The sequence below is a fragment of the Halomarina ordinaria genome (assembly GCF_030553305.1).
In the GTDB taxonomy this organism is placed as follows: Archaea; Halobacteriota; Halobacteria; order Halobacteriales; family Haloarculaceae; genus Halomarina; species Halomarina ordinaria.
On record NZ_JARRAH010000001.1, the window covers coordinates 1,986,051 to 1,999,427 of the forward strand.

General features: G+C 70.1%; 12 protein-coding genes. 3 read left to right on the forward strand and 9 right to left on the reverse strand.

Going from position 1 to position 13,377, the window contains the following annotated elements; genetic code table 11:
• Positions 1–73: 73 nt before the first annotated feature.
• A complete protein-coding gene (locus P1Y20_RS10775; RefSeq protein WP_304448660.1) occupies positions 74–388 on the reverse strand; it encodes a non-histone chromosomal MC1 family protein in 315 nt (104 codons plus the stop codon).
• A 177-nt stretch (positions 389–565) separates the two neighbouring features.
• On the opposite strand from P1Y20_RS10775, the gene P1Y20_RS10780 reads away from it, so the two are divergent.
• Together P1Y20_RS10780 and P1Y20_RS10785 are read left to right on the forward strand one after the other, a co-directional pair.
• Positions 566–766, forward strand: coding sequence for a hypothetical protein (locus P1Y20_RS10780; protein ID WP_304448661.1), 201 nt, complete (start codon positions 566–568; stop codon positions 764–766).
• A gap of 3 nt (positions 767–769) precedes the next feature.
• The gene (locus tag P1Y20_RS10785; protein WP_304448662.1) at positions 770–1,822 is read left to right on the forward strand and encodes a quinone-dependent dihydroorotate dehydrogenase; all 1,053 of its coding nucleotides are present in this window, start codon (positions 770–772) and stop codon (positions 1,820–1,822) included.
• Between the two features lie 35 nt (positions 1,823–1,857).
• Here the strand turns inward: P1Y20_RS10785 and pheT are convergent, their stop codons facing one another.
• The 3 genes from pheT to P1Y20_RS10800 all read right to left on the reverse strand — a co-directional run bounded on the left by pheT (position 1,858) and on the right by P1Y20_RS10800 (position 6,539).
• Positions 1,858–3,624, reverse strand: a complete 1,767-nt coding sequence (gene pheT / locus P1Y20_RS10790; RefSeq protein WP_304448663.1) for a phenylalanine--tRNA ligase subunit beta — start codon at positions 3,622–3,624, stop codon at positions 1,858–1,860.
• Positions 3,624–5,135: a phenylalanine--tRNA ligase subunit alpha gene (pheS, locus tag P1Y20_RS10795; RefSeq protein WP_304448664.1), complete on the reverse strand. Its 1,512-nt coding sequence runs from the start codon at positions 5,133–5,135 to the stop codon at positions 3,624–3,626. Before pheS ends, pheT begins: the two co-directional genes overlap by 1 nt.
• Before the next feature lie 255 nt (positions 5,136–5,390).
• Entirely contained in the window at positions 5,391–6,539 is a 1,149-nt protein-coding gene (locus P1Y20_RS10800; RefSeq protein ID WP_304448665.1) for an NAD(P)/FAD-dependent oxidoreductase, read from the reverse strand.
• A gap of 92 nt (positions 6,540–6,631) precedes the next feature.
• On the opposite strand from P1Y20_RS10800, the gene P1Y20_RS10805 reads away from it, so the two are divergent.
• Positions 6,632–7,600 carry an ornithine cyclodeaminase family protein gene (locus tag P1Y20_RS10805; protein WP_304448666.1) on the forward strand — a complete coding sequence of 323 codons (969 nt, stop codon included), beginning with the start codon at positions 6,632–6,634 and terminating at the stop codon, positions 7,598–7,600.
• A 13-nt stretch (positions 7,601–7,613) separates the two neighbouring features.
• Here P1Y20_RS10805 and P1Y20_RS10810 read toward each other — a convergent pair whose 3' ends face one another.
• The 5 genes from P1Y20_RS10810 to P1Y20_RS10830 all read right to left on the reverse strand — a co-directional run bounded on the left by P1Y20_RS10810 (position 7,614) and on the right by P1Y20_RS10830 (position 13,325).
• Positions 7,614–9,170, reverse strand: a complete 1,557-nt coding sequence (locus P1Y20_RS10810; RefSeq protein WP_304448667.1) for a tryptophan--tRNA ligase — start codon at positions 9,168–9,170, stop codon at positions 7,614–7,616.
• Positions 9,171–9,279: 109 nt separating this feature from the next.
• Complete coding sequence (gene endA / locus P1Y20_RS10815) at positions 9,280–10,296, reverse strand: tRNA-intron lyase (protein WP_304448668.1); 1,017 nt, start codon at positions 10,294–10,296, stop codon at positions 9,280–9,282.
• Between the two features lie 66 nt (positions 10,297–10,362).
• Positions 10,363–10,941: a DUF7090 family protein gene (locus P1Y20_RS10820; RefSeq protein WP_304448669.1), complete on the reverse strand. Its 579-nt coding sequence runs from the start codon at positions 10,939–10,941 to the stop codon at positions 10,363–10,365.
• Positions 10,942–11,069: 128 nt separating this feature from the next.
• A complete protein-coding gene (locus P1Y20_RS10825) occupies positions 11,070–12,497 on the reverse strand; it encodes an NCS2 family permease (RefSeq protein ID WP_304448670.1) in 1,428 nt (475 codons plus the stop codon).
• A gap of 108 nt (positions 12,498–12,605) precedes the next feature.
• Positions 12,606–13,325: a phosphoribosyltransferase family protein gene (locus P1Y20_RS10830; RefSeq protein WP_304448671.1), complete on the reverse strand. Its 720-nt coding sequence runs from the start codon at positions 13,323–13,325 to the stop codon at positions 12,606–12,608.
• Positions 13,326–13,377 lie beyond the last annotated feature (52 nt).

Here is a 13,377-nt window from a genome sequence, read left to right on the forward strand (position 1 = left end):
CACAAAGTAAATACTGACTGACTCACCACTGTCGGACTGGTTCCCGGGCGGCTCAAAGAAGCGGTCGAGGGTCTCAGATGGTCTCGAGGTGTTCGATACCCCGCTTGGAGACGTTCGCCTTCGTGATGCGGTCGGGCATCCAGTCGGGCTTGTCGTCCGGGGCCGTCTCGCGCCACGCCCACCCCTCGTAGTGGTGGACCTTCTTCGTCCCTTTCTCCCGGAGCTTGAGTTCGGTCCGGTCGGCGTCACCCTCGCTGTCTGCGGGGTCGAGCCGGCGGGCCGCTTTCAGTGCCGCCTGTCGCGGCGTACGTCCGGAGAAGACGCTCGATTCGGAGCCGTTGTCGTCGCGGAGAGCGAAGTTTCGCTTCCCATCATCGCTACGTGCCATGGTTTTCGAACCTCCATGCGAAAGCAAAACACTATCATATATAACTATATCCCCGAAATCGAGACACCACAGCCGATATGTTTATACGACAACAATCCTCGGTAGTAGCGAGCGGGACGCACCGGGCACGGCAAGGTTAAGTATGTCGTACGGCGAAGGGTGCCGTAAGATACCGCGATGGTTCGAAAGAAGAAGCTCAGCCCGAGTGGCGCCAAAGACGAGAACGGCGAGTACCACAATGTGCACCTCAACCTGCACGAGGACGAGCTGACCGTCGCCGGGATGGAGATCGGTGACGAGGTGTTCGTCCGCGTCCGCGACAACAAGATCATCATCCAGAAGGCGGACGCAAACGAGGAGATAGAACACGAGTTCTGACCCGTGGACCCCTACGCCGTCGCGAAGCCCCTCCTGTTCCGGCTTCCGGCAGAGACCGCACACACGACAGTACACACCGTCCTGCGCACCGCCCAGCGGACGCCCGCGATGGACGCGTGCGCGCGACGGCTCGTCGTCGACGACGAGCGCCTCGCAACCACCGCCTTCGACCTCGACTTCCCCTCACCGGTCGGCGTCGCGGCCGGCTTCGACAAGAACGCCGAGGTGCCGCGCGCGCTCGCTGCGCTCGGCTTCGGCCACGTCGAGGTCGGCGGTGTCACCGCACGGGGCCAACCCGGTAACCCCCGTCCCCGGCTCTTTCGGCTCCCCGAGGACCGCGCGCTGGTCAACCGCATGGGGTTCAACAACGACGGCGCGGACGTCGTCGGCCCTCGCCTCGCGGCGACCGACGTCCCCGTCCCCGTGGGCGTCAACATCGGCAAGTCGAAGGTCACCCCCCTGTCGGAGGCGCCCGCCGACTACCGCGACACCTACGAGCGCTGTGCCGCGGGCGGGGACTACTTCGTCGTCAACGTCTCCAGCCCCAACACGCCCGGCCTGCGCGACCTCCAGAACCGCGAGCACCTGGAGGGCATCCTCGAAGCGCTGACCGACGCGGGAGCGGCCCCGCTTCTGGTGAAACTCTCGCCCGACCTCACCGACGCCGCCACCGAGAGCGCGCTCGCCGTCGCCGGCGACTTCGACCTCGACGGCGTCATCACGACCAACACCACCACCCGCCGACCCGATACGCTCCGGGGGGTCAACCGCGCGGAGACGGGTGGCCTGTCGGGCAAGCCCATCGAGGCGCGCGCGACGCGCGCGGTGCGGTTCGTCGCCGAGCGAACCGACCTCCCCGTCGTCGGCGTCGGCGGCGTCTCGGACGCCGAGGGCGCCTACGCCAAGATACGCGCCGGCGCGTCGCTCGTCCAGTTGTACACCGGCCTCGTCTACGAGGGGCCGACGCTCGCGCGCGATATCAACAGGGAACTGCTCGACCTGCTCGAACGCGACGGGTTCAGTTCGGTCGAGGCCGCGGTCGGCGCCGACCTATAGCGGGCGTCTCGTCCGTGCGAAGAAGGAGCCTGCCGTCACTCCAGCGTGCGAAGGTCGAACTCGAAGGCCGCGACGGGGACTTCGAGGTCGTGTTCGACGAGCACCGCCGGGTGGACCTCGCCGACGACGCCCACCGACTCGCCGTCGAGGACCACCGCGGCGGTCCGACCGGGGATGAACGAGGGGTGGTCGGTCGCCGGCGTCTCCAGCTCGCAGTCGAACGCGGCGGCGAGCGCCTGGAGGCGGGCCTTCGCCGCCTCGTAGCCCGCGTCGGTGCGCGCGAGGACGGCCGCGACGGTCCGTCGTTCGTGGACCTTCGTCTCCTCGCGCTCGTCGACGCGCGCCGACAGGCCGATCTCCGCGAGGTCCTGTGGGTACGCGCGGTGCGTGTTGTTCTCGAGGACCATCATGAGCGAGGGGAGCGCCCACGTGCGGACGACGGTGAAGTCCTCGCTGTACGGTTCGCCGATGGTCGCGGGGGGAGCCGCGCCGTAGGCGCCGCCCTCGGGGTCGAGACGCATCCGGTCGAAGCACGCCGCCTCGTTGGCGAGGTGGAAGTTCAGCATGTCCTCGAACCCGAGGCCGACGAGGACGTCGCGGGCGGCGTCTTCCAGTCGGGTCCCGGCCGTTCGTCCGCCGATGGTCCCGACGTCCGGGTAGCGCGGGTCGAGGTCGTTGAACCCGTAGGCCCGCCCGACGTCGTCCACGACGTCGACGGGGTGGAGCACGTCGGTCCGGTAGGGCGGGACCGACACGTCGTACACCACGCCGTCGGCCGATTCCTCGACGTCCGCCGCCAGCCCCGAGCGTTCGAGCAGGTCGACGACCTCCTCCCGTTCGAACCCGACGCCGAGGAGGTGTTCGACGCGCTCGTGGGTGACGCGCTTGTGTTCGACCGCCAGGTCCGGCCGGACGAGCTCCCCGTCGGGGTACTCGACGCGGACCGACTCGACGCGGCCGCCGCGGGCGGCCAGCGCGTAGCAGATGATGGTACACATCTTGTCGATGGTCCACTGGTCGGTCCCGGTGAGTTCGATGAACACGTCGCGCGTCCCCTCGTCGACCTCCGTCCGGCGGCCGTTGATGACCGGCGGGAACGAGAACAGGCCGATGTCGTCGTAGATAGCGGGGTACGCCTCGTAGTCCGCGAGCAGCGGCCCGTAGGTCCGTCCGGTCGGGTGCTCCTCGATGACCTCGCCCGGCGTGCGGTCGGCGTCGTCGTCCAGCGGGACGAACCGGTCGCCGTCGGGCGCGATGCCGCGATAGGTGATGGTCTTCGGGGGCGCACTGGCCGCGCCGGCTCGCGGGTCGGACTCCGCCCCGTTCGCGCCCTCCGTGGCGGTCACCGCCGCGCGCCCCTTCAGCATCGTCAGGTCGTGGACGCCGATGGCGCCCTTCGCGCGCTTGCGACCCATCGTCCGGTGGAGTTTCTCCTGTAACTGGATGAGCGACTCCAGTTTCCCCTCGTCCATCGAGAGGCCGCGGACGATGGCGCCCGTCACGTAGGGGCGCTCCTCGGGGACGGACTCGTCCACCTCGATGACCCACTCGGGGTCGTTCGTCCGCGGGACGGACACCCCGCGCGCGTCGCCGTACTGGTAGCGCAGCGAGCGGGCCAGCCCCTCGACCGAGAGGCGGTCGAGGCGGTCGGACTCGAACTCCAGTTTCGCCTTCCCGTCCTCGGTCTCGCCCTCGTACTCGACGCCGAGGTTGAACAGGTCCCACTCCAGTTCGTCGTCGCTCTTCTCCTCGTGCCCCGTGAGTTCCCGCAGTTCGTCGAAGTCGACGTCCACCGTGGGCATCAGTGCACCACCTCCACCGTCCGCAGGAGGTCGAGGTCACAGAGCGTCCCGTGCACGTCGCGGATGTCCTCGAAGCCGTACATGAGCATGAGCAGGCGTTCGAGCGCGAGGCCCCACGCCATCACGTCGCAGTCGATACCGAGCGGTTCGAGCACCTCCGGGCGGAAGATACCGGAGTTGCCGATCTCGATTATCTCGCCGGTCTCGGGGTGACGCCCGAACAGCTCGAAACTCGGCTCCGTGTAGGGGTTGTAGTGGGGTTTGAACTGGATGTCGGTGATGCCGAACTGGCTGTAGAACTCCTCGAAGGTCCCCATCAGGTCGCGCACCGAGAGGTCCTCCGCCATCACCCACCCCTCTATCTGGAAGAACTCGAGCAGGTGCGTCGCGTCGAGGGTGTCGTTGCGGTACACCTTCTCGACGGAGAAGTAGCGCTGAGGGGGTTCCAGGTCGCCGACGGCGTCGCCCGAGAGGTAGCGCATCGACAGCGAGGTGGTGTGTCCGCGGAGCGCGAGCGCGCGGGCGAACTCCTCGTCCCACGGCGAGTGGTAGCCCTCGCCGTCCTCGCCGACGCCCTCCAGGTGCGCCCGGCGGACGCGCTCGACGAGGTCCTCGGGCAGGTGGTCGATACGTCTCGGGTCGGAGAGCGCGAAGCGGTCCCAGTGGGTGCGCGCCGGGTGGTCCTGGGGCATGAACAGCGCGTCGTTGATCCAGAAGTCGGCGTCGACGTGCGGCCCCTCCATCTCCTGGAAGCCCATCCCGACGAGGACGTCCTTCACCCGGTTCGCGGTCTGGCGCAGGATGTGCTCGCGCCCGCCGTGGACCGTCTCGGCGTCCGCCTCGACGTTGTACTCGGTGAACTCCACGTCGCGCCACGCCCCGCTGGTGAGCAGGTCTGGCGTGAGCGCGCCGACGGTGTCGGCCACCTCGACGCCCTCCATGAGCGCCGTCACGCCGGCGTCGGTGAGCGTCACCGAGCGCGCCGTCGACGCCTCGCGGCGGACCAGCCCGCGTCGCTCGAGCGCGTCGAGCGCGTCCTCTGGCGCGTCCGTCCCGTCGCCCGCCGCGACGGCGTCGAGCGCGGCCGCCTCCGCGTCGCTCTCGGGGTCCGCGTCCGGGGCGGCCTCGACCGCCCCGCTCTCGATGCGGCCGTAGCCCTTCCGGGCGAAGTTCGACAGGGCGATGTCGACCGCGGGGCCGTCGAGACCGGCCGCTCCGAGCAGTTCGCCCATCGAGACGGGGTCGTCGTCGGCCCCGGCGTCGACGGCGGCCCGGTAGAGGCGCACCTCCGGGAGGCCCGACTCGCGGTACTCCGCGCCCTCCTCGGTGAGCGAGACCGACTCGCGCTCCTCCTCCTCGACGTCGAGGAGGCCGTCGTCGGCCAGTTCGAACGCCGCCCGGGTGACGGCCGTCGGTGACTCGTCGAGGGCCGCCGCGAGGGCCTCGACCGTTCGTGATTCCGTCGCGCTCGCGGCCTCCAGGACCGCGGCTTGTGCCTGTGGTAATCGCATTGGTGTGGGTAGTTGCGTCCCGTTTCGTGGGGGTACGGGTATGCGTGCTGGTCGAGAGACGATGCGCGGCGACGTCGGTTTGTGCGGGCCGAACCGCGACGGACCCGGTCCTCCGACGCCTACGCGCTGAAAAAGCCGAACCCCGCGCTGGGCGGCCGGCGTGCGACACTCCACGGCAGGGGTTCGGGTGCCATACCCGCCTCTGTTCCCGCCGGGAGCAAAAGGGTTCTGGAGCGCACGAGCGCCGCGCGCCACTCAGGCGACGTTGCGCTCGACGAGCGTCTCCCCCGTCTCGAACCGGTCGCTCCCGAGCGCCCCGATATCGACCAGCGACGCCTCGCCGTCGAGACAGAGTTCCGCGACGAGACGGCCGGTCGCGGGCGCGTGCTGGAAGCCGTGACCCGAGAAGCCGGCGGCCGTCACCAGGCCCGGACGCGTCTCCTCGAGTATCGGGTGGTGGTCCGGCGTGACGGCGTACAGCCCCGCCCACCCGCGGACGATGCGCGTCTCCGGGCCGAAGTACGTGGTGTAGCTCGCCGCGCGCTCGACGGCCGTGGCCGCCCACTCGACGTCCATCGACGTGGCGTACCGCGAGGGGTCCACGTCCGGGTCCGCCTCGGCGAATCGCCCGCCGACGAGTGCCTGCCCGTCACGCTCGGGGCGGAAGTACGACCCCGTGTCGAGGTCGATGGTGAGCGGGAGGGCCTCGGGCATCGGCGGGTCGGGGGCCACGACGGCGAGCTGGCGACGACGGGGGGCGACCGGGAGCGAGACGTCGGCCAGCGCGGCCACCTCGCGCGCCCACGCGCCGGCCGCGTTCACGACGAAGTCCGCGTCGAGCGCCCCGTCGGGCGTCTCGACACCCGTCACCCCGCTCTCGTCCCGGCGAATCGCGGTCACCGGCGTCTTCGTTCGGAGCGTCGCTCCCGCTTCGCGGGCCGCCTCGGCGTACCCCTGGAGGGCGAGGTGCGGGTCGGCGACGCCGTCGGTCGGCGAGTAGGACCCGCCCTCGAACGGCCCCGCGTCGACGCCCGGGCAGTGCTCGACGGCCGTCTCGGGGTCGACGAACTCGCTCGGCACACCTCGCTCACGCTGGAGGGCGACCGACTCGCGGAGCGTCCTCGCGGTCCTCGCCTCGCGGGCGAGGAAGAGGTAGCCGTGGCGGCGGTAGCCGATGTCGACGCCGAAGCGGTCCTCGAACTCCTCCCAGACGGCCATGCTCTCGACGGAGAGGTCGACGTTCACCGCCGTCGAGAACTGCGCCCGGATGCCGCCCGCCGCCCGGTCGGTACTCCCCGCACCGAGGTGGCCGCGCTCGCAGACCGTGACGGCGGCACCGCGCTCGGCGAGCGCGTACGCGCTCGACAGGCCGACGATGCCGCCGCCGATGACGACGACGTTCACGCCCTCCCCACACCGCCGCGACACATGAACGTTCTCGCCACCCTCCTCCAGCGGGCCCGAACGTTCACCTCCGCGACCGGCGAACCGCGGGCATGGTCCGCATCCTCTCGGCCGACGAGGTCCGCTCGTTGCTCTCGCTGCCCGACCTCCTCGACGTGGTCGAGGACGCCTTCCGCAGGCAGGGTCGCGGCGCGGTCGAACGCCCACCTCGTCCGCACTTCCCGGTCGGGACCGGACTGGTAGACGCCCCCGGCACGGGGTTGACCATGCCCGCGTACCTCCACGGCGAGGCGACCTACGCGACGAAACTCGTCACCGTCCAGCCCGCGAACGCGGCGCGGGGACTCCCGACGACGCGCGCGCAGGTGGTCGTCACGGACGCCGAGACGGGCGAGTGCCTCGCCCTGCTCGCTGGAGAGCCGGTGACGAACGCCCGGACCGGCTGTATCGGCGGGACGGCGGTCCGCCACCTCGCGGCGACGCCCGTCCGACTGGGGCTGCTCGGGGCCGGCGCGCAGGCGCGCTGGCAGGCCCGGGCCGTCGACGCGGCCGTCCCTCTCGGTTCGGTGCGCGTCTACTCGCCGAGCGACTCCCGCGAGCGGTGCGCGGCGACGCTCGACGCCGAACTCGGGGCCGACGTGCGGGCCGTCGACGCCCCCGAGGCGGCCGTCGCGGACGCCACCGTCGTCGTGACGGCCACCACCAGCGAGACGCCCGTCTTCCCCGGGGCGGCGCTCGCCGATGGAACGCTCGTCGTCGCGGTGGGCGCGTACACGTCCGCGATGCGTGAACTCGACGGCGAGACCGTCGCCCGCGCGGCACGCGTGTTCGCCGACGTGCCCGAGGAGGCGGCGGACGTGGGCGACGTCGCCGACGCCGGTCTAAGCGAAGAAGACCTCCTCCCCCTCTCGGCCGTCTTCGAGGGGGAGGCGGGGCGAGCGCGCGAGGAGGAGGTGCTGGTCGTCGAGAGCGTCGGGTCGGCGGTACTCGACGCGGCGGCCGCCGGGATGGTGTACGAGCGCGCGCAGGAGGAGGGGGTTGGGACGGACGTCCCGCTGTGAGGGACCGACCGCACTACCGCCGCGAACTGTCGAGGTCGAGGTCGATGTCGAGGGAGTCGAGGCGTTCAGCGGCCTCCTCGCGCTTCTCCTGGTGGTCGGCGAGGAACTCGCGCATCAGCGTCGCGGCCTGTTCCTTGCAGTCGCCACAGAGGCGCTCGCCGCCGACGCACTCGTCGTAGACGCGCGTCGCGAACTCGTCGTCGTCCGCGGCGAGCAGGTAGGCGTACAGTTCGTAGACGGGGCACTCGTCGGCCTCGCCGCCGAGTTCACGCTGGAGTTCGGCCGTCTCGCGTCCGCCGGTCGTGGCGGACGTCACCTTCTCGTACCCCTCCTCGGGGTCGTCGAGGAGGCTGATGTGACTCGCTGGCACGCTCGAACTCATCTTCCCGCCGGTGAGCCCGGTCATGAAGCGGTGATAGAGGGAGGAGGGGGCGTAGAAGCCGTAACCGCCGTGGTCGACCTCCACCTCGCGTGCGAGGTGCGCGGCCGCGTCGTGGTCGAGGTCGAAGGCGTCGACGTGGCCCTCGTAGACGCGCTTCTCGCCGTCGACGGCCTCGATGAGCGCCTCGAACGCCTCGGGGGTTGCGTTCCGGTCGAGGAACCGCACGCGTGGACGGAGCGGCTCCATGCCGGCGTTCTCCAGGCTCTCGACGAGCGCGGGTGCGTCGAACGCCGCGGCGACGTGGGCGGCGGCGTCCTCACACCGGACGGGGTCGTCGCCCTCGGTGGCCAGCGCGTCGTACGCGTCCGCCAGGAGCGCGCGCTCCGCGTCGTCGGTCTCGAAGCTCGCGTACGCCTCGGTCACCTTGAAGTAGCGCATGCGGGCGGCGAGGTCGCGCGCGAGGCGGACGTGCGGGTCCTGGTCGGGACCGACCGGGATGACCGTCGGTTTCGGCCCGTCGAGTTGCGGGTAGAGGATGTCGGCCATCTGCGTGACGACCGACTGCATGTGCGAGACGTCCGTCTCGCCGTCGAAGCCGTAGATGGCCTGCAGTTCGGAGAAGTTGGCCTTGCTCCCGAGTTCGAAGGCGAGGTCCTGCAGCGGGCGGTTCGTGGACTGACGGTAGAGTTCGCCCTCCTCGGGGTCGAACCCGAGTGCGAGCAGCGAGAGCAGGTAGTCGCGGGCGTGCTCGTCTATCTCGGCCCACGAGAGGCCGCGGGCGCTGTGGGCTTCGAGGTCCGCGATGAGCGCGTAGGCGTCGAGCCCCTGTCGCTGGTGCCAGATTATCTCGTCGAACACCAGTTTGTGCCCGATGTGGGGGTCGCCGGTGGGCATGAACCCCGAGAGGACGGCCGCGGGGTCGCCGTCACGCATCGCCCGCAGGACGTCGCGGTACTCGCGGTGGCCGAAGATGACCCCCCGGCGCATCAGGTAGTGGGGGTCGGGCACCTCGGGGAGCACCTCGTCGAACGCCTCGATGCCGAACTCCTCGAACAGTTTGCGGTAGTCCTCGACGGTGGAGGACCCCCACGGGTCGAGGGTCGTCCCGTCGGCTCCCGCGGCGCTCCCCCCGTCGGTGGCGGCCTCGCGGCGCGCCGTCTCGTCGTGGTGGTCCGTGTCCTCGCTCATGCGGTCGTCGCCCCGAAGTCGCCCCGGCGCGCGCAAAAAGCGTTCGCTTGTGGCGGTGGGGCGTGGGCGACGCACGGCGGACCGACGAGCGCGACGAAGCGCGTCGAGCCTACGGCGTGAGTCGTTCGACCGAGAGCCAGTCGATGGTCCCCTCGGGGTCGGTCAGCGCGAAGACGATGCGCTTTCGCACGCCGTGGGCGAGGCGGACGTCGAGGGCGACGTCGCGGGGGTTGAACGCGTGGTCCCGCGAGACGACGCGGACGAGGTGTTCGGAGTGGCCGAGGTCGTCGGCCGACTCGACGGTGGCGTAGGTGCGGAAGTCGGCGCCGAACTTGAAGCCCGTCTTGGGGACGACGCCGCGCTCGCGCAGGGCGCTGTAGACGGCCAGGCGGCGGTCGAACCGTTCGCCCTCGACGTCCCGCCCGCGGTCGAGCACCGCCTCGCGCCCCTCGTCGACGCGGATGGCGCCGTGTTCGGCGAGGTAGGCCGCCTCGATGAGCGAGCACTGGAGCGGCCCCGCCGCCTGCCGCCCGTCGAGGGGCTGACCGTAGAACGTCCGCCTGTAGAGGTCGCCCGGGGGGTCCCACAGCACGACCCGGTCGGCGAGCAGCGCCGCCGGCGCGTCCGCGGGCAGGTCGGAGGCGCTCTCGCCGCGCAGGTCGGGGTGGTCGACCGAGAGGTAGGTCAGTTCGCTCTCCTCGTCGACGACGGCGAGCGTGTCGCTCTCGCTGAGCGACGACGCCGAGAGCGTCTCGCGCTCGCCGACGACGCGCAGGCGGTACTCGACGGCGTCGTCCCACGGGCCCTCGCCGCGGGGGTAGACGACGAAGTCGGCGGTACCGGGGTCGTCGACCCAGCCCTCGCGGGCGGGCGAGAGGTAGAACCCCCGGTTGCGGAGGTCCTTGTAGACGAGGAAGGGGAGGGTGCAGTCGGTCGCCGCGAGGAACGCCGGGAGGTCCATGCCGTCTACCGAATCGAGGTCGCCGCGGAACAGCAGGTGCGCCGCCTCGACCGACACGAGGTCGAGGGCGTCGCCGTCGGGCCGGCCGTACCCCTGCGAGTCGTAGAACCGCTCGCGCCCGGGCGGGGGGACCCGGACGACGTCGCCGTCGCGCGTCGCGTCCATACGCCTACTGGTGAGTCGAGGAGCAAGTGTGTACTGGTAGCCTGAGGCCGGAGCGGCGCACGGCCGTCAGAAGTCGCAGGTCGTGGTGTCGTCCTCGTGGAGGTGGACGACGCCGTCGAAGAGGTCGCGGTAGTCCTCGAGGACGGCCTCCTCGTGGACCTCCTCGGCGAGGTGGAACAGGCCGATGGCGTCGTGTTCCTCGAGCAGGTCGAGCATCTGCTCGACGGCGACGCGGGCGCGCTCCTCGTCGGCGTAGTAGGCCATCTCCGTGACGGAGTCGACGCTGACGCGGCGCTTGCCCGCCGTCTCCTCCAGGAACTCGCGGAGGTCGTCGACCATCCCATCCAGGTCGTCGGGCGAGGAGACGTACCGGACGTGGTCGCCCGCGCGCCGGGAGTAGCCCCGCTCGATGGAGAGGGTGTCGAGGATGACCGCCTTCGACTCGTCGACCTCGTAGTACTCCAGTTTCTGCTGGACCTCTCGGGCGGTGGTGCGCGTCGAGAGGATGAACAGGTGGTCGGTGTCGGTCTTGAAGAACTCCGTGTCGAGACGGTCCGTCTCGCCGGTACTGGGGTGCAGGAGCATGATACCGGTCCCGCCCGGTACGGTCTCGGGCGCGCCCTCGATGGCGAGCGTGTAGTCCATACCCGGTGACGGACCGCGAGCGTCTTATACACCACGTTCCGTCGAGTCGTTGCCACGAGGGGAGAATCGGTCGTCGCGAGCGCCGTGAGCGGGCGCGAGCGGGCGCGCCGGGGAGCCAGCGCGTCGGTTCAGACGGCGGCCTGCATGATGCCGCCCGTCTGGACGACGAAGTAGAGGACGAACAGGCCCGCGAGCACCACCTGCGTCGCGCGCACGTCGCGCCACTCGCCGACGGCCACCTTCACCAGCGGGTAGGAGATGATGCCCGCGGCGATGCCGTAGCCGATGTTGAACGTGAAGGGCATGATGAGGATGGTGAGGCCTGCGGGGACGGCGTGAGTGATGTCGTCCCACTGGACGGCGGTGATGTTCTGGAGCATCACGACGGCGATGACGACCAGCGCGATGTGGCTCGCGTACTGCGGGATGGCCGCCGCGAGCGGGACGAACACGAGCGAGACGAGGAAGAGGAGCGCGACGACCAGCGCCGTCAGGCCGGTGCGTCCGCCCTCCTCGACGCCCGTCGCGGACTCGATGTACGTCGTCACCGTCGAGGTGCCGAGCATCCCGCCGACGGTGGTGCCGACGGCGTCGGCCATCAGCGGCTTCTCTATCTCCGGCAGGTCGCCGTCGTCGTCGAGGAAGCCGGCGGCCTGGCCGACGCCGGTCAGGGTCCCGGCGGTGTCGAAGAAGTCGACGAAGAAGAACGTGAAGACGATGAGCGCGAACCCGAACGGTTCGACGTCGCCGAACCCGGAGACGAACGCGCCCGCCAGCGGCGTGATGTCGTAGACGGGGGGGGTGAAGCCGACGGTGAGCGTCCCCGGTGCGACGAGGCCGGCCACCTCGACGACGTAGCCCAGTCCCGCGGTCCCGAGGATGCCGAGGAGGATGGAGCCACGCACCCCCCGGGCGTAGAGTGCGAGAGTGAAGAACAGGCCGACGATGGAGAGAATCGCGATGGGGTTGCTGGCGACCTGCCCGAGCGTGATGTACGTCCCCTCGGGGTCGGGGACGACGATCTCCATCGCCTGCAGGCCGATGAGCGCGAGGAACGCGCCGATGCCGGAGCCGACGGCGAACTTGACCGGCTCCGGGAACGCCTGGATGATGTACTTGCGCGCGCCGACGGCGGTCAGCGCCATGAAGATGACCCCCTCGACGACGACGGCCGCGAGCGCCGTCTGCCAGGAGACGCCGAGCGTGATGACCACCGTGAAGGCGAAGAAGGCGTTCAGCCCCAGCCCCGGCGCCTGCGCGAACGGTCGGTTCGCGTACAGCGCCATGACGAGCGTCGCGACGGCCGCCGAGATGAGCGTGACGACGGTGAGCATCGAGACGACCGCCCCCTGACTGTACCCCTGAATCGAGATGGCCTGCGCGAGGACGGCCGGGTTGACCACGACGATGTACGACATCGTGAGGAACGTCGTGAGTCCGGCGAGCACCTCCGTCCAGACGTCGGTGTCGTACTCCTCGAAGTCGAAGAACGCCCGTATCGAGCGGCGCGCCCGTCCCGCGTACCCCCCTTCGGTGTCAGTGTCCGTGAGACCCATGATGCACGTTTGAGCATACATAGACATCTCCAATTAAGTATTCCCATGTCTGACCGACGGTGGTATACATGTATTTGGATACAATCCCGGTCGGCCGCGGTGGGTCCGTCACTCGATGTGGGTCAGCGCGTCGACGGGGGCGTCGGTCAGGTCGCGGGCGCTCTCGACGCCGACGCTCCCGACGGTGATGAGCGCGAAGACGCCGACGACTTCGGCGTCGGCCTGTCCTGCGATGTCGAGGAGGAGTTCCTGGGTCTCGCCCGAACGGATGAGGTCGTCGACGACGAGGACGCGCTGACCCGGGCGGAGGGCCCGCGCCGGGAGGTAGTAGGTGAACTCGATACCGCTGGCGAGGCGCTGGCGCGCCTCGATGAACTCCTCGACGGCCGTCTCCTTCGACTTCTTCGCGTAGGCGAGACGGGCGTCGAAGTGACTCGCCATCGCCGCGCCGAGCGTGATGCCGTCGGTGGCGGCGGTGAGGACGACGTCGGGACGCTCGACCTGTAGCGCCTCCGCCGCGACGGGTGCGACGAGGTTCAGGAACGGCTGGTCGAAGACGACGTCTGAGTTGTCGACGTACCCCTCGGGGTCGTAGCGGATGCGGGCCTCGAGTTCCGTCGCGAGCGTCTCCTGGCCGATGGAGGCGACCACCTCGCGGGCGCGCGCCTCGCCGGGGAGGACGTGGCCGTTGACGTAGCGGTTCAGGTCGCCCGCCGGGAGACCCGTCTCTTCGGCCAGTTCGTCGTACGTGCGGGTCTCCTTCAGCATCCGGAGGACCGCGACCGCCTGGAGTTGCAGGCTGGCCTTCTCGACGCGGTTCGTGCTCATACCCCGTCTGGAATACGCACGGATATGATTACTTCGACACGAAACGAAGGGG